The following is a 19,619-nucleotide window of genomic DNA, read 5'->3' on the forward strand; positions in this document are numbered from 1 at the left end:
CTAAATCTTTCATTTTACCTGCCTTTATTAACAATAATTCTACCAAAATATGCTTATGTTTTAAAATTATTTTCTTTTTGAAGCGGACATTTCTTTAAGTTCTATAATCTTATCTCTGAAAACAGCTGCTGACTCAAAATCAAGGTTATCAGCGGCATCTCTCATCTGTTTTTCAAGTTCCTGAATTACAAATGATAAGTTTTTAGAGGTTATATATTTTTCACCATCATCAGATAAAATCGCTTGCAGTCCGTCTTTTCTAGCGTGATACTGAAATTCTTCAAGCTCATGAACCGCTTTTATTATTGAACGAGGAGTAATATTATTTTCTTTGTTATACTCCATTTGTTTTTTCCTTCTGCGGTCCATCTCAGAAATAGCTCTCTTAATAGACCCTGTCAGTTTATCCGCATAAAATATTACTTTGCTTTCAACGTTCCTAGCTGCCCTTCCGCATACTTGAATAAGGGAAGTTTCAGATCTTAAAAATCCTTCCTTATCTGCATCTAAAACCGCAACTAATGCCACTTCCGGAAGGTCCAGGCCTTCTCTTAAAAGGTTAATTCCTACTAAAACGTCAAATTTGCCAAGTCTTAAATTTTTCAGTATCTCAATTCTTTGCAGTGCCTCAATTTCAGAATGAAGATATTGAACTTTTAAACCTTTCCCTGAAAGATATTCAGCCAAATCTTCTGACATTCTTTTTGTCAGCGTTGTAACGAGTACCCTGTTTTTATTCTCAACAGTTTTGTTTATTTCTTTTATCAAATCTTCAATTTGATTTTCTATCGGCTTAATTATTACTTCAGGATCAATTAATCCCGTCGGCCTTATAACTAGTTCAGCTATTTCTCCCCTAGCCTTTTGTATTTCATAAGGGCCCGGCGTTGCAGAAGCATAAATTACATCTTTAACGAGATCCTCAAACTCGTTAAATTTCAGAGGCCGGTTATCAAGCGCTGAGGGCAGACGGAACCCGAAATCCACAAGGGTCTGTTTTCTGCTTTTATCGCCTTCATACATACCCCTGATCTGAGGAACAGTAATATGGGATTCATCAATAACGGTTAAGAATTCTCCTTTTTTATCAGATGAATAAAAATAATCTATCAGAGTGAAAGGCCTTGAACCCTTCGGCCTTCCGGCTAAATGACGCGAATAATTTTCTACTCCGTGGCAGAATCCGGTCTGCTCCAACATCTCCATATCGTAATTCGTCCTCTGCTCAAGACGCTGGGCTTCAAGGAGTTTATTTTGTTTTTTTAGTTCATCAAGCCTTTCAGAAAGTTCATTTTTTATATTTTTTATAGCTTCTTCAATTTTTGATTTTGTAGTCACGAAATGTTTAGCGGGATATATAGAGGTATTACTCTTTTCAGATAATGTTTTGCCTGTTAAAGGATTAATTTCACTGATCTTTTCTATGCTATCACCGAAAAATTCAACACGCAATGCTGTTTCGAGATACGCCGGGAAAATTTCCATTGTATCTCCGCGAACGCGAAATTTCCCGCGTATAAATTCCATATCGTTTCTTTCGTAGTGAATGTTGACCAGTTCAGAAAGGAGTTCATTTCGCGCTTTTGTTTTCCCTTTTTCAATATAAACGCAAAGATCCCGGTATTCTTCGGGAGATCCCAAATTATAAATACAGGAAACAGAAGCGACAATTATTACATCCTTTCTTTCTGTAAGAGATGAAGTAGCTTTAAGCCTTAACCGGTCAATATGATCGTTTATTGAAGCGTCTTTTTCTATGTAGGTATCTGTCTGCGGAACATATGCTTCAGGCTGGTAGTAATCATAATAAGAAATGAAATACTCTACCGCATTTTCAGGGAAAAAAGATTTAAATTCCGCGTATAATTGTGCGGCAAGTATTTTGTTCGGTGAAATAACAAGAGTCGGCCTTTGCAGTTTTTCAATAACATTTGCTATTGTGAAAGTCTTTCCCGAACCCGTTACCCCCAATAAGACTTGATTCTTTTTACTCTTTACTATCCCATCGTAAAGTTTTTCAATAGATGAAGGCTGATCGCCGGATGGTTTAAAATCTGAAACTAACTTAAATCGTTTGTCCACTTATCAAATACCCCGAATAAATCTCTGGCTGTGGGATCCAAATGTAAAGGAGTGATAGAAATAAAGCCATTCTGCACAGCTGTAATATCAGTGCCTTTTTTTCTAACGCCGGATAAATATTTTCCCGAAAGCCAATAATATCTCTTCCCTCTCGGATCGGTTCTTGCTTCAATTTTTTGATCATAAATTCTTCGCCCTAAAGAAGTTATTGAAATACCTTTAATATTTTTGGGAATATTGACGTTAAGATAAATATGATACGGAAAATCGCTGTCAAATATTTTCCTGGCAAGATTTGCGGAAATATTTGCCGCGGTTTTAAAGATCCCTTTTTGTTCTTCAGAAACCGAAATAGCAAATGACGGAATATTAAGTATTGCCGCTTCCCTTGCACCTGCAACAGTCCCCGAATAAACAATATCCTGTCCTAGATTCGGACAGGAGTTTATTCCGGAAATAACAAGGTCTATGCCGTTTTTTGAAAGTGCTCTCACGGCATATTTAACACAGTCTGCCGGCGAGCCATTGGCAATATATATATTTTTCTCTATTTCTTTTACTCTTAACGGCTTATGCAAAGTAATGGAATGGCTTGTTCCGGAGCGTTCTCTTTCGGGAACAACTGCTATTACATTGCTTATTTTTTTAAGCTCTTTAAGCAGAGGCCATAGTCCTGGACCGTATATTCCGTCGTCATTGGTAACAAGGATATTTTTCATATATTTTAATATGGCCTTCTTAAAGCAAAGTGCGCAAAGTTCTATTTATCAGGACTTCTAAAATATTAAATCCGCTAAAATATCCTGGGGTAAAACTTTAGGTATTTTTAATTCTTTTTTATGTCCGGAAAAAGATTTTAAATAGTCCGTTATTTCCTTGGCAAGCTTTTCAGGATTAAGATCTTTTTCAATTATAACTTTTGCTTTACCTTCTTTTTCCAACATACGGGCATTATACTCCTGATGATTGGCTGTTGCATACGGAAAAGGGATTAGTATCGCCGGTTTATTTAAGATCTTTAATTCAGAGATAGTCATAGCACCGGAACGGCAGATAATTAGATCAGCGGCTTCATATGCGTTTCCAATATCATTTATGTAAGGGAATACCTTTCCCGGAATACCGGCTTTATTATACTCTGTATTAAGCCGGTCATATTCTTTTTTCCCGGCAATGTGGATAAACTGCATCCTATCTTTAAAAGAATTTAAAGTATTCCATGCCTCTAAGACACAACGATTAATAAAAGCCGCGCCTTGGCTTCCGCCAAAAACTAAAACGCTAAATTTATTCGGGATCAGTCCCAATTTTTTTATGGAATCTTCATAAGATACTTTGAATATTTCAGGACGGAACGGATTTCCCGTTAAAACAACTTTTTTTGAATTAAAATATTTAATTGATTCATTAAAGCTTATCGCAACTTTATCAACAAACTTTGACAATATTCGGTTTGTCAGTCCGGGTAAAACATTTTGTTCGTGAACTATTACCTTGAATCCTTTTAGTTTTGCGGCCAAAACTACCGGAAATGATACATATCCTCCCATTCCATAAACTGCCTTAGGCTTAATAGTTTTAATAATTCTCCATGCCCTAAAAAATCCAAGAAATAAAAAAAGCAAGAATTTAAAGATATTCAAAGAAAATTTTCTTGGAAGGCCGAAGGCAGGTATTTCAATAAAGCCAAATTTTTCATTATTTAAGATTTCTTTACTTGGATCGTTTTCTTTAATAACAAATAATACTTTTGATCCCCTTTCTCTAATTACGCGGGCAAGCGCAAGCCCGGGATAAATATGGCCTCCCGTTCCTCCAGCTGCAATTAAAATAGTATTATTCATAAAATTACTTTTTTAGCGTTTTAACGCAATAAGATTAATATTATTTGACTGCTTAGAAATATTCAAAAGTATACCCACGCAAGCAAGATTAAGCAAAAGAGATGTTCCTCCGAACGAAACAAAAGGTAAAGGCAGCCCCTTGGCAGGAAGAATCCCAACAGCAACCCCTATATTAAAAAAAGCCTGGAATACAATAAGCCATGTAATTCCTAATGCCAGTAATGCCCCAAAAAAATCCTGGCTGTTTTTGCTTATAAGATATCCTCTCCATGCAAAAACCATAAAAAGAAAAATCAAAAACGAAGTACCGATAAAGCCTAATTCTTCGCCGATAATCGGAAAAATAAAATCAGTATGGGGTTCGGGCAGATGAAATAATTTCATCTGGCTCGCGGCTAAACCCTTTCCCCAAAAGCCTCCTGATCCGAGAGCCATAATTGACTGACTTATTTGATATGTAGTTGATTCTATCCCGCTCCAGGATGAAAAAAAATGCTTTAATCTTTCAAGGCGATAAGGTTTTCTTAAAACCTCAAATATCACTACAGGGATAAAAATAATAAACGAACCAAAAACATGCGAAAATTTTGCACCGGCCGCATACATAAGCAGGAATCCGACAGTTACTATGATAATTGGTATGCCGAGATCAGGCTCAATAAAAATAAGTCCTACCGGCAGAAAAATCATCGGAAAAACCGGCAGAATACCGCTAATTTTATTTATTTTACTTTTTTTTCTATCAAAATAATCGGCTAGAGCTATTATTACAGCAATTTTGGCTAATTCAGACGGTTGAAAACTCATAAAACCAAACCTAAACCACCGTTTTGCTCCCCCTTTTTCCGAACCGATCAAAAGAACAGCTATCAAACATATGATACTAAGGATTAACAATATCCTTGCAAACTTCTGTATATTTTTATAATCATACTGCGACATAAAAATAAGAGCAAAACTTCCGATAATTACCCACATGATCTGTTTAATGAAAAAAGAATACGGGGCTTGCCAGCGAATTTCAGCCATAATAACGCTGGATGAAAAGACCATTATCGTCCCGATAAAAACTAATGCGCCAATAATAATAAGAAGCCAGCCGTCTATGCGGTATAACCTTGTAAATTTATGCATTTTTTTCTAAGCTTATTACCATTTTTTTGAATTGTCTTCCGCGGTCTTCATAATCATTGAACTGGTCAAAAGACGCGCAAGCAGGAGATAAAAGAACTATATCTCCCTTCTTGGCAAAAGCATGAGCTTTACTAACAGCATTCTGCATTGTTTTAACATCATAAATAGCCGTAGTTCCTTTTAGTTCATTTTTTATCTTGCTTGCAGCTTCACCTATAAGAAATACGCCTTTAACTTTTTCCCTTATGAGATCAGATAAAGGTTTATACGGAGAACCCTTATCCCTGCCTCCAAGAATCAGCCAAATATTTTTATCAAATGATTCAAGAGCAACCCTTGCAGAGTCCACGTTAGTGCCTTTGGAATCGTTAAAATATTTAACTCCGTTTATTTTAGACACAAACTCTATTCTGTGCCCGACCCCCGTAAAAGAATAAACTGCTTTTTTTATCACTGAGGGTTTAATATTTGAGACACTGGCCATGGCTACCGCCGCCAATATATTTTCAATATTGTGCATCCCGGGAATTTTAAACTGAGCCCCAAACTTATATTTCAATTTCCCGATATTCACACATATTTTCCCCTGTTTGTAAAATACCCCTTTATTAAGTATTTTCTTCCTGCTGAAAAAAACAACTTTTGAGGGGCATGCTTCGGAAATTTTGCGGCAAATGGGATCATCATAATTTAAAATGCAGAAATCTTTAGAATTTTGATTTTTAAATACTCTTTTTTTTGCTTTAATATAATTTTTCATTGAATAATGGTGTTCAAGATGGTCTGGAGTGATATTTAGAATTGAGCAGACATTAGGATGGAAACTAAAAGAATCTTCTAACTGATAACTTGAAACTTCCAGCACAACATGCGTATTTGAATCAATTTTTTTAACTAAACCTGCAAGCGGATGGCCGATATTTCCCGCAACAACTGTTTTATGGCCTGCCTTTTTAAATATTTTTCCTAAAAGAGTTGTTGTGGTTGTCTTTCCGTTTGTACCCGTAACAGCAAGTATTTTTTTTGGCTTTATTAGACGGTATGCAAACTCAATTTCTCCCCATACCGGTATATTTTCCCTTCTCGCTTTTTTTAGGATATCAATATCATTGTGAATGCCCGGGCTTTTAATAATAAGATCGGCCCTGAGTATTTTTGAAGAATGTTTCCCAAGCTCAATTTCTATCCCTTTTGTAATTTTATATTTATCTTGGGCTTTTATATTTTTATTTATGTCGCTTATCAAAACAACTGCGCCTAAGGATTTAGCAAGATTAGCTGAAGCTATTCCTGATTTAGCAAAACCTAAAATTGATAATCTTTTGCCTTTAAACAATTTTTTCATCTTTCATTAACGAAGTTTTAGCGAAGCAAAAGCTACTAGCGCCAAAATGATGCTTATAATCCAAAAACGTGTTGTTACTTTAGTCTCGGCCCAGCCGGAAAGTTCAAAATGATGATGCAGAGGAGCCATTTTGAATATTCTTTTTCCCGTTTTTCTAAAGATATATACCTGTAATATTACTGACAAAGCTTCCATTACAAAAACGCCGCCGATTACCGCAAGAATTATTTCTTGTTTAATAAAAACACCTATTAGGCCGAGAGTACCGCCCAAAAACAAACTACCGGTATCTCCCATGAAGACTTCAGCCGGATATGAATTAAACCATAAAAAACCTAACCCTGACCCGACCATAGCGGCAAGAAAAATTGAGATTTCTCCGGCCCCCTGCACATGAATAATACGCAGATATTCGGCAATTTTATAATGGCCCGCAAAATATGAAAAAAGGCCCAATGTAGCAGCCGCAATTATTAGGCTGCCTATAGCCAGCCCGTCTAAGCCGTCAGTTAAATTTACCGCATTTGAACTGCCCACTATCACTAGCATTGAAAATAAAATATACGCTACTGAAAGATCTATAAAAACATTTTTTAGATACGGGATATTTATGCTTGACTGATAAAACATATCCGCAGGATAATACCATAGATATAATGAAACTAAGAACGCAAAAACACATTGAAACATTAATTTTTTGCGAGCATTCAGCCCTTTAGGATTTTTCTTTACTAACTTTAAATAATCATCCCAGAATCCCAAAAAGCCTAACAAAATTGTGCTGATTAAAAGAATTAAAATAAGTTTGACCGATTTTAAGCTTTTTTAAATATCGGATTAAAAAAGGGCCTAAGATAAAACTTAAAATGAGACTGGTTAAAATTGCTCCGGCCGAGCGAAAAGTTATATATTGAAAAACATTGAACGGAGAAAATACATCTTTTAAAGAATAGAAAATATGATAAAACATTTTTAACTCCTTTTAGTCTCAATAAAATTTTTATATAAGCTTATTTATTACTTCTTCTAACGCCATACCACGCGAAGCTTTAAACAAAACAACTGAATCTTTGTTTAAATATTTTTGCAGTTCAGCAAGAAGTTCTTCCTTAGTTTTAAAATATAATGCCGATGAATTCCGGATTGAAGTAAAAGTATTTTTCATTTGAGGGCCGTAGAGATAAATTTTATTTAGAAATTGGGAATCAATAAAATCCCCCAGTTCTGAATGAAATTTTTCAGAATCCTGGCCAAGCTCAAGCATATCCCCCAATACAACCAGCTTTTCTTTGTTTGGAAAAGCTTGAATCATGCTAGTTATAGATTCTCTTACCGATGAGGGATTAGAATTGTATGCATCATTTACTACAGTTGCTCCGATTTTAAGTTCTATTATCTCCATTCTCATTTTGGGCTGAGAATAGCTCTGAAGCCCGTCTCTTATTAAATCAATATCAATGCCTAGTTTAAATGCTGCGCAAGAAGCTGCCATTGCGTTATAAACATTAAAAATACCGTAAACCGGCAGATGTACTCTAATCGTTTTACTTGAAATATGAAGATCAAAAGATACCCCTTTGTTTCTTAAGTCAATGTTATCTGCCTTTATATCTGATTCAGAGTTAATGCTAAAAGTAATTTTAGCATATTTATCATTTGAAATTAATCTTTTGAGATATTCATCATCAATGTTTATTACCGCGCATCCGTCGGTTTTCAAATTATTAAAAAGAGTCTTTTTCTCTTCAAAAACGCCTTCTTTGTCCTTGAAATTCTCAAGGTGAGTATAGCCTATGTTTGTTATTACTCCTATAGCCGGCATAGCAATTTCACTTAACCGCGCAATCTCTCCTGGCAAAGAAGTTCCCATTTCCACTATCGCAAATTGATGTTCTTTTGATAATTCAAAAAGAGTCAAAGGAAGGCCTATTTGGTTATTAAAATTTCCCTGATTGCACAAGGTTTTTCCTTTCTTACTGAGAATTGAAAAAAGCATTTGCTTGGCCGTTGTTTTGCCGTTTGATCCCGTAATTGCTACCAGAGGAATATTCCACTTTTTTCTATAATACAATGCCAAATCCCCCAGAGCCTTAGTGGTATCCTCAACTCTTATAACCGAAGGTACCGTTGGAAAAGGATTTCCAAAATCAACTTCTTTTTCCGAAATTATTATCCCTTTTGCGCCTTTTTCAACAGCATTTTTAACGAATTTATGTCCGTCAAAACGGTTTCCCTTAATAGCAAAATAATAATCTCCCTTTTGTAAAGTTCGCGTATCGATAGAAATATGCTCAACTGTTTCTCGCGGATTTCCTATTAAAAATTCGCCGTTTACAGCCTTGATTAATTCATTAAGGAAAAGGTTTTCCATAAAAAAAGTTTTTTTAAATTTAAACTATTTTAAGTTAGATAAATTTTGTTTTTCAAGATTGTTTAAATATTTTTTGGCTATTTCGGTATCGTTAAAATGTATTTTTTGATCGCCTATTATCTGGTAATTTTCATGGCCTTTACCCGCAATAAGCAATATATCTCCTTTCTTAGCCATAGCTACCGCGTCTGCTATAGCCTGCTCCCTGTCCAGAATTATCCGATAGTTATTCTTATGCTTTTTTCTTATGCCTATTTCTATGTCCAAGGCTATTTTTTCCGGCTGTTCGCTTCTGGGATTATCGGAAGTTACAAAAACAAAATTGCTTAGGGATGCCGCTATAGCTCCCATTAATGGCCTTTTCGTTTTGTCCCTATCCCCGCCGCAACCAAAAACAGTAATAATCCTTTTGGGCTTCAGTTTACAAAGTGCATTTAAAGCATTGTGTAAAGCATCATCCGTATGAGCGTAATCAACTACGACAGTAAACGGCATTTTTGATTTTACTATTTCTAGCCTTCCGGGTACTTTTTTTAGACCCTCAAGGCCCTTTTTAACAGTTTTTAGCGGTATCCCGTTGACTAAAGAAGCCGCCGCCGAAGCTAAAGCATTATACACGTTATGCTGGCCTAGAAGCGACAACTTTATGTTAGTATTTCCGTAAGGGCTCAACAATCTGAATCTTGTATCCTTGCTTGTTATTGTTATGTTTTCTGCCCGAATATCACACTTTTTGTTAAGTCCATAAGTAGTTGTTTTCGCTTCTTGAATCATCCCTAATAATTTCTTGCCCCAAGGATCATCAATATTAATTACCGCGTTTTTTTCAAAATCTTTTCTTCCTTTTTTCAAATCTGTAAACAGTCTTGATTTTGCTTCAAAATAATTTTCCATTGTTACGTGGAAATCCAAATGATCTCTGGTTAAATTAGTAAAAACAGCCGTATCAAATTCCAGTCCTGCAATCCGGTTAAGCGCCAATGCGTGAGAAGACACTTCCATAACCGCAGTTTTTCTCTTTTCTTTTACCATTTGGTTCAGCATATCATAAATATCCGCCGATTGCGGAGTTGTGTTTGGTGCCGTCAATATTTTCCCCTTAAATCTATAATTTATTGTCCCAATAACTCCAGCCGGCTTTTTTGCTTTTTCAAATATTGATTCAAGGAAATAAGTGATTGTCGTTTTTCCGTTAGTTCCCGTAACACCGATAAGTAAAATTTTCTTATCCGGTTGTTGATAAAATTTGGACGAGAGCTCAGCCATTGCAATTAAAGGATCTTTAACCACTAATTGTGTCGCTCCTTTTATATGTATATATTTTTCTGTCACAAATGACACGGCACCGGAATCAATTGATTTCTTAACAAATTGACTGCCGTTAAAGTGCTTTCCTTCTAGAGCAATAAAAATATATCCTTCTTTTATTTTGCGGGAATCATATGATAGACCTTTTATTTCAATATTTGCAGGGCCATAAACATCATATCCTGTTTTAGGAAGAATTTCATAAAGTTTTATTGTCATTTCTTTGCCTTTAGCTGTTTAATTTTTTGTTGTTTGATTGCGTTATCTCAGCATCAGGAGCTATTTTAAGATAACGGACAGCCTGTGAAGCAATTTTTCTAAAAATCGGGGCAGCTGTTGAGGATCCCCAATAATCGCCTTTAGGCTCGTCTAAGACAACAAGTATTGTCAGTTTGGGTGAAGACATAGGAACAATACCGCAAAAGGAAGATACGAAAGCAGTGGAAGAATACTGGTTTGTTTTTGAATCTTTTTTCTGAGCCGTCCCTGTTTTACCGCCGACTCTATAACCGTAGATTTTCGCATTTTGGCCTGTGCCCTTTTCTACAACATTTACAAGCATTCTCTGAATTTCTCTAATAACTTCAGGCCTTGCAACACGCCTGATTGTTCTTACTTCAAAATCCTCTTTCATTACTGATGGACCCTTAACACTCTTGACAACCTTTGGCTCTAAAAGAATGCCTCCGTTTGCTACTGCTGAATATGCATTTATCATTTGAAGAGCAGTAACTCCAATTTCTTGGCCAAACGAAAGTGCTGCAACGGATAAGCCGCTCCATTTTTCAGGCGGATTGAGCATCCCTTTTGTTTCTCCGGGCAAATCAACTCCTGTCTTGTTGTTGAATCCAAACTGCCGAATATATTGAAAAAGTTTTTCTTTGCCAAGTTTTTGGCCAAGTTTTGCGGTCCCGATGTTTGAAGAATATTCCATTATTTCATTGACGGTAAGTGATCCTTTTTTTTCATGATCTTTTATAGAGTGATCATATAAAACATATTGGCCGTCTTCGCAATAAATTGTATCTGTCGGTTTGGCAATATTTTCTTCAAGCGCCGCCGTTATAGTCACAATTTTGAAAGTTGAACCGGGTTCAAAGATATCGCTTACGGCATAATTTTTTAAGCTTTCTTTGTTTTTTGAAAAATCATATTGATTAAAATTCGGCCGTGAGGCCATGGCAAGAATCTCGCCCGAATTCGGGTCTTGGATTATAACCATCGCTTTTTGGGGATGCAGACTATTGTAGGCATTTTCAATTTCTTTTTCGGCGATAAACTGAAGATTTTTGTCTATTGTTAAGTATACATCAAATCCTTTTAATTCTTTGCTTTTTACAAAGGTCTCAGGGATTTCCCTTCCCAACCCGTCACGAAAATTATAAATATTGTATTTATCGCCTATAAGTTCTTTATTTTTTGAAAATTCAATACCGCTTAAGCCCAGCCCGGAAACACCGACCACACCGATAAGATGGCAGGCCATCCTGTCTTCAGTATATTTGCGGATATATTCCGTAGTAAAACCGGTACCCTTAATTTCCAGGCTTTTTATTCTCTGCATTGTTTCACCGTCAATATTTTTTAATAAGGGCACATATGACGAATCTTTATTCCACTTTACTGATCGATTGTTAAAATTTATATTTAATTTTTTAAGTCCGGCTGATATTTCCTTTAGCCCTTTGCATATTTTTGGGTCAGCAAAATAAGTATAAACCTTAGAACTGACTGTAAGAACACGACCGAATCTGTCAAAAATAGACCCTCTAAGTGAAGACTCTGACCTCTCGCGAACACTTATTTGATCAACCTTTTTTTTTAATATTTCATGTTCCCAAACTTGGATAAAAAAAAGCCGTACTGCCAAAAATGAAAATCCTAAAGCAAACAAAATAAATGGTAATATTGCGCCTTTTTTATTGATCATTTTTAAACCAGTTTTTTAGATCTTGCTTAAACATTTTTTTATTTGTTTTCCAAATATATGATATCTTTATCATCCGGAACCAATAAGCCTTTTTCTTTAGCTACCATATCCAGCTTTTCCATCGCGAGATAAGAACTTATCCGCAACTGTAAATTAATATTTTCTTGCGACAATTTTTCGCATTGAAAGCGCAAATCGCTTACTTCATATCCTAGTCTTATATTTTGTGTCCTTTGCCAAATATAAAAAAGAGAAGAGAAAAATAGGAAAATTACTATAAGTGCAATATTTTTAAATGACATTATAATTTTTCAACCGCCCTCAACTTGGCACTTCTTGATCGGTTATTTCTTCTTTTTTCATCTTCTGAAGCTGTTATTACCTTTTTAGTTAATATTTTATAGATGCCATTTTTGGCATTATCTCTGAAAGAATTTTTGATGATCCTATCTTCAAGGGAATGATAACTTATAATTACAGCTTTGCCTCCGGGAGATAAAATAAACGGTAAATCCGCTAGAAAAGCTGACAAGTTTTCAAGCTCTTTATTTACAGCAATTCGCAGAGCTTGAAATATTTTTGTTGCAGGATGGATATGGCTGTCCCTTTTTTTAACTTTTTCTACGATTTCTGCAAGTCTTTTACCTGAAATAATTTTATTTATTGCTCGTTCTTCTATTATTTTGCGGCTTATTTTTTCGGCAAATCTTTCTTCGCCATATCTGTAAAATATCTCAGTCAAACTTTTGTTATCATAAGTATTTATAATATCTTGGGCATTTTTTTCAAGACTTAGATCCATACGCATATCAAGATTATCAGATTTGAAACTAAATCCCTTTGACTCGTCATCCAATTGTTTTGACGATACACCTAAATCTGCCAATGCTCCATCAACAAATGCTGTTCCGTTATCCCGCAGGAATTTACGTATATTCTTAAAATTTTCTTTAACCAGTTTTATTCTGTCTGAATATTTTGATAAATTTTTATTTGATTCTTCAATTGCATTTTTGTCATGGTCAAAACCTATTATTTTAATTTCCTGGTATCTTTCTAATAAATATAAGCTATGGCCGCCGCCGCCTATCGTACAATCTACGTAGGTTCCGGTTAAATTATTAATTAGATATTTTTCTGTTTCTTCGCACATTACTGGTGTATGATATGACGGAGTGTTCATTAGGTTATGATATCATATTTCATGCCTTTCAAACAATATTTTTACCCAAATTTTGCAACAGGTTGTAAAATTTGTCCCGAAGGGACGAAGGGACGAAGGGACGAAGGGACGAAGGGACGAGGGGACAGCACGTTTTCAACATGCTGGGTTAACCCCGCACCATTTATCATATGTTCAAAGAAATTGTTCGCGCGATTTCCATCTGAGACGCATTGAAAGGGCTTCATTTTTCAGCGCTTTTTAATGGTGCGGCACTTGCGCAGATTTTTCTATTGAAAAATCTGGGTTTATCAGTATTTTCAGAGCATTTATGAATATGAGCAAAATAAAAAGACCCTCTCAAAAGAGAGGGTCTTTTATTAAAAAAAACTAAGAAATTAATAGTCTTGCCATGTCCCGTTTTTGGTGTCGGTATGTATACAATTCACCCACACATCACCAGTTTGTTTTCCTGAATTGGGAGGACTGTCTGTTTCATATCCCCAAGCACCAGGAGTAACAACTTCACTACCACTTGCAGCAGTTACAACTACTGTATTTTGCGGTGTATGATGTCCCGCAGCATAGCAACGTGGTATCTCTTTGATATACTTGCCATTTTGAGATGTAAGTATAGTTAAATCATCGGACGGGAACAATCCTTCTTGTTCTCCATAATAAATTGATACCGCGCTGCGAAGAGCTCCTAGATTTCCTTTCGTTGCGCCTTCGTTTGATTTACGGATAAGGTCGGCAAATTTAGGTATTGCTATTGCAGCAAGAATACCTATAATGGCTACAACGATCATCAGCTCAATTAATGTAAAACCTTTGATCTTTTTCATTATATTCACCTCCTTTTTTTGTTTAATCTGACATCTAAATTGTATCGCAAATAAAAATGTTTGTCAAGACCATTCTTTCTCAAGATTTTTACCCTTGTTTGCCCGCAAGTTGTCCGAGCTCAAACATCGGAAGAAACATTGCAACAACAATTGCTCCAATAACTATACCCATCACGACCATTATTAAAGGCTCTATCATGCTGGTCAGCGCTTTCACGGCAACGTCCACTTCCTGATCATAAAAATCGGCTATCTTTGAAAGCATAGTGTCAAGATTTCCCGTTTCTTCGCCTATTGCTATCATCTGAGTAACCATCGGCGGAAAAATACCCGTTTTCTTCAAAGGTTCGGACATTCTTTCCCCTTCTCGGATAGACTCCTTTGCTTTTTCTATGGCATTTTCTATCACTTTATTGCCGCTGGTTTTTGCCACAGTATCAAGCGCTTGAAGGATAGGCACACCCGACTTAACTAGAGTGCCAAAAGTCCTTGAAAATTTTGCAATAGCTACTTTTTTCAAAAGCGTACCAAAAACCGGGATTTTAAGCGCGTAAGTATCTGTTATAATTAAACCTTTTTCTGTTTTTCTCCATTGCTTATAACCAATAAATACCACAAAGGGAAAAGCAATAATTAATAGAATAAGTTTTCTTAACAAATTAGATAATCCTATGAGAATTCTGGTTGGAAGAGGAAGCTCTGTCCCGAAACCCGCAAAAATAGTCTGAAATGTGGGAATTACAAAAATAAGTAAAAAGAGTGTAACACATGCGGCCACGGAAAGCACAACGGAAGGATAAACCATTGCACCTTTTACTTTTCCCCTAAGTTCTTCGGCTGCCTCAAGATAAGAAGACAATCTTTCTAAAATAGTATCCAGAATTCCACCGACTTCTCCGGCTTTAATCATTGAAACATAAAGTTCCGAAAATGCCTCCGGATGTTTTTTCATTGCTTCCGTTATAGAAATACCTTGTTCAATATCTTCCCTGACTGATTTTAGAATTTTCTTGAAAATGGGAGAGGAAGCCTGTTCAACGAGTATTGATAAACCTTGAACGATAGGAACTCCGGCACTTACTAAAGTTGAAAACTGCCTTGAAAAAAGAACTAATTCTTTATTACCTACACCCGGTTTAAAAGGATTTAAGCTTTTTAGTATTTCAATCAGATTGTTAGGTTTTTTCTCGACAATCTCCATTACAATCAGCTTTTGAGCTCTCAAAAGCTGCATTGCAGTCTTTTGATCCGGAGCTTCTAAAATTGCTTTTTTTATACTTCCCGTAATGGAACGAGCTGTATAACTGAATTGGGCCATTTTAAGACCTCCCTCCAAATTTAAGAATACTAGAATGCATTCTATTTTTGATTATTCTGAAGAATTCTTTTCACGTCGTCAGCATCATTAGTTGAACTTAAAACCGTTTCATAAGAAATTTTTTGACGGGCGTACAAATCGCACAGAACCTGATTCATTGTCTGCATCCCGAATTTTGAGCCGGTTTGCATCGCAAGATAAATCTGCTCCACTTTCATCTCGCGAATAAGGTTTCGTATAGCAGGATTTACTATCAATATCTCGCACGCCAAAATTCTTCCTGTTCCGCTTATATGAGGCAATAGCTGTTGTGAAAATACTGCCTGAAGAACTAATGAAAGCTGGGACCTTATTTGAGCCTGTTGATGAGGCGGAAAAACGTCTATCATTCTGTTTATTGAAGACGCGGCATCAGTTGTATGCAAAGTAGCAAACACGAGATGTCCCGTCTCAGCGATAGTTAACGCCGCCGATATAGTTTCAAGATCCCTCATTTCACCGATAAGAATGATATCCGGGTCCTGACGCAGAACATATTTTAGCGCCGTTGGAAATGAAAAAGTGTCCGAACCAACCTCTCTTTGATTTATAATACATTTTTTATGGGAATGCACATATTCAATGGGGTCTTCTATTGTAATAATATGGCTTGTTCGGTTTTCATTTAAAAAATTTATCATGGAAGCCAGCGTCGTAGTTTTTCCTGAGCCTGTAGCTCCGGTTACTAGCACAAGGCCCTTGTTCAGTTTCATTATTTCATGAACCACGGGAGGAAGATTCAACTCTTCAAACGAAAATATTTTTTGAGGAATAGCCCTCAATGCCGCGCCTACTACCCCCCTTTGCCTGAATACATTGATTCTCACTCGTCCCTTTGCCTGAATCCCTATTGACATATCAAGTTCATTCTTTGTTTCAAAACGTTCTTTTTGTTCTTCATTGAGTATTGAATAAATTAGTTTCTGGCATACTTCCGCACTAAGAACATCATAGTGGGTAGGCTGCACTTCTCCGTCAATCCTAAACATCGGAGGAAGCCCGGCAACCAAATGTAGATCTGAAGCTTTCTTGTCAAAAAATGAAATCAGCAGATCCTGCATATTTAACATCGTATATTCTCCTTTAAGTACTATCTGTTGCTGTTTATTTTTTTCAAGTTTTTTTCAACAAAAATCGGCACAAAACCCTTTACCGATCCGCCCAGACGCGCAACCTCTTTTACAAGGCTGGATGAAAGATATGTGTTTGCTTCATCAGGCATAAGAAATACGGTTTCTATGTTTGCATCAAGTTTTCGATTCATTAAAGCCATCTGAAACTCGTATTCAAAATCTGATATAGCCCTTAAACCCCGGATTATAACGGATGCTTTCCGTTTCTTTAGATAATTTACTAATAAACCTTCAAAGGAGACAACTTCAACTTTTTGTAAGCCCCTGGTCGCATCCTTCAGCATTTTAATACGCTCATTCAAAGAAAAAGCCGTATCTTTTACCGAATTATTGGTTACCGCCACTATTACCTTCGGAAAAAGCTGAGTTGCACGATAGACTATATCAACATGACCATTCGTCGGTGGATCAAAGCTTCCAGGATATACCGCTGTTGGGCACTTCATCTTGAAAATATAATAAATTCTAGGGATTTTGTCAACCCCGTAAAAAGCTGCATAATATTCACTTTGTTTATCAGCTAATAATACACAATACGAACTATCACTATTTTACTTTCTACGAAGCATTTTACAGCTTCATACGGGGTCAACCTACTCTGAACAGGTTAAAATGCTTCCCGTAACTCTGAACAACTTCATTTTTCAGTTTCTTATGATCTTCTCTAGACAGTTCCGGATCAGACATTATCACATTTGCAGCGAGATTTTTTGAATCTTCTATGAGTTTTAAATCCGTAATAATATTTCCGGCTTTAAAATTCGGCATTCCAGACTGGATTGTCCCGAAAAATTCCCCCGGGCCGCGAATTAAAAGGTCCTCTTCAGCTATTTTAAAACCGTCTGATGACTCTAACATAACTTTGATTCTTTTCTTAGATTGTTCCGTTACAACCTCTCCTACTATTATGCATGTAGATTTTTGGGAGCCTCTGCCTATCCTTCCCCTAAGCTGATGCAAAGTTGCCAGGCCAAACCTGTCTGCATGTTCAATAACCATTACAGTCGCATTCGGGATATCTATCCCGACTTCAATAATAGTGGTCGCAATAAGAATATCAAATTTATGCGCCCTGAATTCCAGCATTGTTTGTTCTCTTTCTTTGGAAGAAATTTGTCCGTGCAATAAACCTACTTTGAAGCCATTAAATATTGTTTTGGATAGATTCTCGGCTTCTTTTACCGCTGCCTTGAGTTCAATTTTGTCTGATTCCTCAATTAGAGGGTAGACTATATAAGCCTGGTTTCCTTTTTTTATCTCCTGTTTAACTATTTCATAGGCAGCTTCAGGATTTAAATGAAGAGTTTCAATAGGCTGCCTTCCCGGAGGCAGATGCTCTATTTTAGAAATATCCATATCTCCGTAAATTGTGAGGGCCAAAGTGCGCGGAATGGGAGTAGCAGTCATAATCAAAACATCAGGAGAACTGCTTTTCTGCTGCAACGAAGCTCTCTGTATTACTCCAAACTTATGCTGTTCATCAATAACAATGAGAGCAAGATTTTTGAAATTTACGCTTTTTTCCAGTATTGCGTGAGTCCCGATAATAATTTGAGCCGAGCCTGAAAAAATGTCCTGCAATATTTTTCGTTTTTCTTTAATCTTGCCTGATACTTTACCAGTGAGTAAGGTAATTTTTATTGATAAGTCTTTTAAAATATCAGAAATAGTCAAAAAATGCTGTTCAGCAAGTATTTCGGTGGGGGCAATAAGAACCGTTTGATACCCGTTTTCAATTGCATAAAGCATCGCGCTTAAGGCAACGACAGTTTTTCCCGAACCAACGTCTCCCATAAGCAGCCGATGCATGGGTTGCGGTTTTCTCAGATCGTCAAATATCTCATTTATAACTTTTTTCTGGGATTGAGTAAATTCAAATTTTAATTTTTCACGAAAAGGAGTCAGCAAATTCTTCTTTAATTCATAAGCTCTATTCTTAATTATTTTTTCATCTTTTTTCCTGGCTAGACTGAGAGCTGTTTCTAAAAGAAAAAATTCATCAAACGCAAGCCTTTGCCTTGCCGTTTCAGCCCTTTTGAAATCTTCAGGAAAATGTATCTGATTTAGAGCATCTTTCACCCCTGTCATTTTTCTGTAATCAGAATATTCAGGTAAAATATCGGGCCATTCTTCAACATAGTCTTTTAAACATTTTTTAATAAGGTCTCTTATTAATTTTTGGCTGATTCCTTCCGTGAGAGGATAGACCGGAACTATTCTTTCAAATTGCGTTACTGAATTTGCACCATCTTTTTTATCTTTTAGGATTTCGTAATCTTCAACTCTAATTTGTTTTTGTCCAAAATTATATTCGCAGACTCCGCTTAAATAAACGACGGTGTCTTTAACTAAAGCTTTCTTAAGGTAAGAAAATATGTCAATCTTATAATAGGGATTAACATTCCTAAAGAACAATCCGTATGCTATACCTGTCCCATCGTTTATTTTTATTTTAAATGCCAAAAGATTTCGAGTAAGTTTTAGTTCTTCTGTTGTTTCCACTTTTCCTTTAACAATTATTTTTTGTCCAGGCACTATTGAAGAAATTGAGTTAATATTTCTTCTATCTTCATATTCACGAGGAAAATAACCTAAAAGATCTTTAATTGTCATTATCTCCATTTTTTTTAAAAGAGAAGCTCTTTTAGGTCCGACGCCTTTAATAAATTGAATATTTTGATCCAGCATAAGCTTGCAAAGATTTCCCAAATTTGGTATATTTTTAGTTTATTGTTTAATTGGAGGTTAAATTATGTCTTTTAAATGTTCTATTTGCGGTAAAAAACCATCTTCCGGACACACTATAAGTCATTCCCGAAGACATATAAAGCGAGTATTCAAACCTAACCTGCGGCGTCAAAGAATTATTTTAAACGGAAAGATTGTTCGTTCTTATGTTTGCACTTCCTGTCTAAAATCCGGCAAAGTCCGAAAAGCAGGTTAACAAGTCTTTATTTTTTTTCAGTTTCCCTTAAAAATTTTCTAATTTTTGAACGAGCATTCGCCGTTAAAACAAATTCAAGCCAGTGATTATTAGGTTTTGCGGATCTTTTTGTGAGAATTTCGCATATATCTCCGCTTTTAAGCATATAGTTTAATTGGACAATT

General features: G+C 36.0%; 15 protein-coding genes and 2 pseudogenes. 1 reads left to right on the forward strand and 16 read right to left on the reverse strand.

Annotation, left to right across the window (positions count from 1 at the left end; translation table 11 throughout):
- Positions 1 to 66: 66 nt before the first annotated feature.
- The 16 genes and pseudogenes from uvrB to recG all read right to left on the reverse strand — a co-directional run bounded on the left by uvrB (position 67) and on the right by recG (position 19,199).
- Positions 67 to 2,082: an excinuclease ABC subunit UvrB gene (gene uvrB / locus NT145_02560; protein ID MCX5781576.1), complete on the reverse strand. Its 2,016-nt coding sequence runs from the start codon at positions 2,080 to 2,082 to the stop codon at positions 67 to 69.
- Entirely contained in the window at positions 2,061 to 2,801 is a 741-nt protein-coding gene (gene surE / locus NT145_02565) for a 5'/3'-nucleotidase SurE (GenBank protein ID MCX5781577.1), read from the reverse strand. Before surE ends, uvrB begins: the two co-directional genes overlap by 22 nt.
- A gap of 57 nt (positions 2,802 to 2,858) precedes the next feature.
- The gene (gene murG, locus NT145_02570) at positions 2,859 to 3,926 is read right to left on the reverse strand and encodes an undecaprenyldiphospho-muramoylpentapeptide beta-N-acetylglucosaminyltransferase (GenBank protein MCX5781578.1); all 1,068 of its coding nucleotides are present in this window, start codon (positions 3,924 to 3,926) and stop codon (positions 2,859 to 2,861) included.
- A 12-nt stretch (positions 3,927 to 3,938) separates the two neighbouring features.
- Positions 3,939 to 5,060, reverse strand: a complete 1,122-nt coding sequence (ftsW, locus tag NT145_02575; GenBank protein MCX5781579.1) for a putative lipid II flippase FtsW — start codon at positions 5,058 to 5,060, stop codon at positions 3,939 to 3,941.
- Complete coding sequence (gene murD / locus NT145_02580; protein MCX5781580.1) at positions 5,053 to 6,405, reverse strand: UDP-N-acetylmuramoyl-L-alanine--D-glutamate ligase; 1,353 nt, start codon at positions 6,403 to 6,405, stop codon at positions 5,053 to 5,055. The genes ftsW and murD overlap by 8 nt, the downstream gene beginning before the upstream one ends.
- A gap of 6 nt (positions 6,406 to 6,411) precedes the next feature.
- Positions 6,412 to 7,375, reverse strand: a pseudogene (gene mraY, locus NT145_02585) (phospho-N-acetylmuramoyl-pentapeptide-transferase).
- Positions 7,376 to 7,405: 30 nt separating this feature from the next.
- A complete protein-coding gene (locus tag NT145_02590; protein ID MCX5781581.1) occupies positions 7,406 to 8,776 on the reverse strand; it encodes a UDP-N-acetylmuramoyl-tripeptide--D-alanyl-D-alanine ligase in 1,371 nt (456 codons plus the stop codon).
- 24 nt (positions 8,777 to 8,800) lie between these two features.
- Positions 8,801 to 10,303, reverse strand: coding sequence for a UDP-N-acetylmuramoyl-L-alanyl-D-glutamate--2,6-diaminopimelate ligase (locus NT145_02595; protein ID MCX5781582.1), 1,503 nt, complete (start codon positions 10,301 to 10,303; stop codon positions 8,801 to 8,803).
- 10 nt (positions 10,304 to 10,313) lie between these two features.
- A complete protein-coding gene (locus tag NT145_02600) occupies positions 10,314 to 12,014 on the reverse strand; it encodes a penicillin-binding protein 2 (GenBank protein MCX5781583.1) in 1,701 nt (566 codons plus the stop codon).
- A 38-nt stretch (positions 12,015 to 12,052) separates the two neighbouring features.
- Positions 12,053 to 12,316, reverse strand: a complete 264-nt coding sequence (locus tag NT145_02605) for a hypothetical protein (GenBank protein ID MCX5781584.1) — start codon at positions 12,314 to 12,316, stop codon at positions 12,053 to 12,055.
- A complete protein-coding gene (gene rsmH, locus NT145_02610; protein MCX5781585.1) occupies positions 12,316 to 13,197 on the reverse strand; it encodes a 16S rRNA (cytosine(1402)-N(4))-methyltransferase RsmH in 882 nt (293 codons plus the stop codon). The genes NT145_02605 and rsmH overlap by 1 nt, the downstream gene beginning before the upstream one ends.
- Before the next feature lie 734 nt (positions 13,198 to 13,931).
- A pseudogene (locus NT145_02615) lies at positions 13,932 to 14,021 on the reverse strand (prepilin-type N-terminal cleavage/methylation domain-containing protein).
- 88 nt (positions 14,022 to 14,109) lie between these two features.
- Positions 14,110 to 15,339 (reverse strand): type II secretion system F family protein, encoded by a 1,230-nt coding sequence (locus NT145_02620; GenBank protein MCX5781586.1) that lies wholly within the window; start codon positions 15,337 to 15,339, stop codon positions 14,110 to 14,112.
- A 41-nt stretch (positions 15,340 to 15,380) separates the two neighbouring features.
- On the reverse strand, positions 15,381 to 16,448 hold the full coding sequence (locus tag NT145_02625) for a type IV pilus twitching motility protein PilT (protein MCX5781587.1): 1,068 nt from the start codon (positions 16,446 to 16,448) through the stop codon (positions 15,381 to 15,383).
- A gap of 20 nt (positions 16,449 to 16,468) precedes the next feature.
- Entirely contained in the window at positions 16,469 to 16,957 is a 489-nt protein-coding gene (gene coaD / locus NT145_02630; GenBank protein ID MCX5781588.1) for a pantetheine-phosphate adenylyltransferase, read from the reverse strand.
- Between the two features lie 142 nt (positions 16,958 to 17,099).
- A complete protein-coding gene (gene recG, locus NT145_02635) occupies positions 17,100 to 19,199 on the reverse strand; it encodes an ATP-dependent DNA helicase RecG (protein ID MCX5781589.1) in 2,100 nt (699 codons plus the stop codon).
- A gap of 64 nt (positions 19,200 to 19,263) precedes the next feature.
- Between recG and rpmB the strand changes: the two genes are divergently transcribed.
- Complete coding sequence (gene rpmB, locus NT145_02640; GenBank protein MCX5781590.1) at positions 19,264 to 19,455, forward strand: 50S ribosomal protein L28; 192 nt, start codon at positions 19,264 to 19,266, stop codon at positions 19,453 to 19,455.
- Positions 19,456 to 19,619: the final 164 nt, after the last annotated feature.

Source organism: Elusimicrobiota bacterium, assembly GCA_026388075.1.
Taxonomy (GTDB): domain Bacteria; phylum Elusimicrobiota; class Endomicrobiia; order Endomicrobiales; family JAPLKN01; genus JAPLKN01.

What these genes read in the sequence shown, in the direction of transcription:
- surE (MCX5781577.1), bottom strand. Translation starts at nt 2,801, where the DNA reads ATGAAAAATATCCTTGTTACCAATGACGACGGAATATACGGTCCAGGA.
- murG (MCX5781578.1), bottom strand. Translation starts at nt 3,926, where the DNA reads ATGAATAATACTATTTTAATTGCAGCTGGAGGAACGGGAGGCCATATT.
- ftsW (MCX5781579.1), bottom strand. Translation starts at nt 5,060, where the DNA reads ATGCATAAATTTACAAGGTTATACCGCATAGACGGCTGGCTTCTTATT.
- murD (MCX5781580.1), bottom strand. Translation starts at nt 6,405, where the DNA reads ATGAAAAAATTGTTTAAAGGCAAAAGATTATCAATTTTAGGTTTTGCT.
- NT145_02590 (MCX5781581.1), bottom strand. Translation starts at nt 8,776, where the DNA reads ATGGAAAACCTTTTCCTTAATGAATTAATCAAGGCTGTAAACGGCGAA.
- NT145_02595 (MCX5781582.1), bottom strand. Translation starts at nt 10,303, where the DNA reads ATGACAATAAAACTTTATGAAATTCTTCCTAAAACAGGATATGATGTT.
- NT145_02600 (MCX5781583.1), bottom strand. Translation starts at nt 12,014, where the DNA reads ATGATCAATAAAAAAGGCGCAATATTACCATTTATTTTGTTTGCTTTA.
- NT145_02605 (MCX5781584.1), bottom strand. Translation starts at nt 12,316, where the DNA reads ATGTCATTTAAAAATATTGCACTTATAGTAATTTTCCTATTTTTCTCT.
- rsmH (MCX5781585.1), bottom strand. Translation starts at nt 13,197, where the DNA reads ATGAACACTCCGTCATATCATACACCAGTAATGTGCGAAGAAACAGAA.
- NT145_02620 (MCX5781586.1), bottom strand. Translation starts at nt 15,339, where the DNA reads ATGGCCCAATTCAGTTATACAGCTCGTTCCATTACGGGAAGTATAAAA.
- NT145_02625 (MCX5781587.1), bottom strand. Translation starts at nt 16,448, where the DNA reads ATGTTAAATATGCAGGATCTGCTGATTTCATTTTTTGACAAGAAAGCT.
- coaD (MCX5781588.1), bottom strand. Translation starts at nt 16,957, where the DNA reads ATGAAGTGCCCAACAGCGGTATATCCTGGAAGCTTTGATCCACCGACG.
- recG (MCX5781589.1), bottom strand. Translation starts at nt 19,199, where the DNA reads ATGCTGGATCAAAATATTCAATTTATTAAAGGCGTCGGACCTAAAAGA.
- rpmB (MCX5781590.1), top strand. Translation starts at nt 19,264, where the DNA reads ATGTCTTTTAAATGTTCTATTTGCGGTAAAAAACCATCTTCCGGACAC.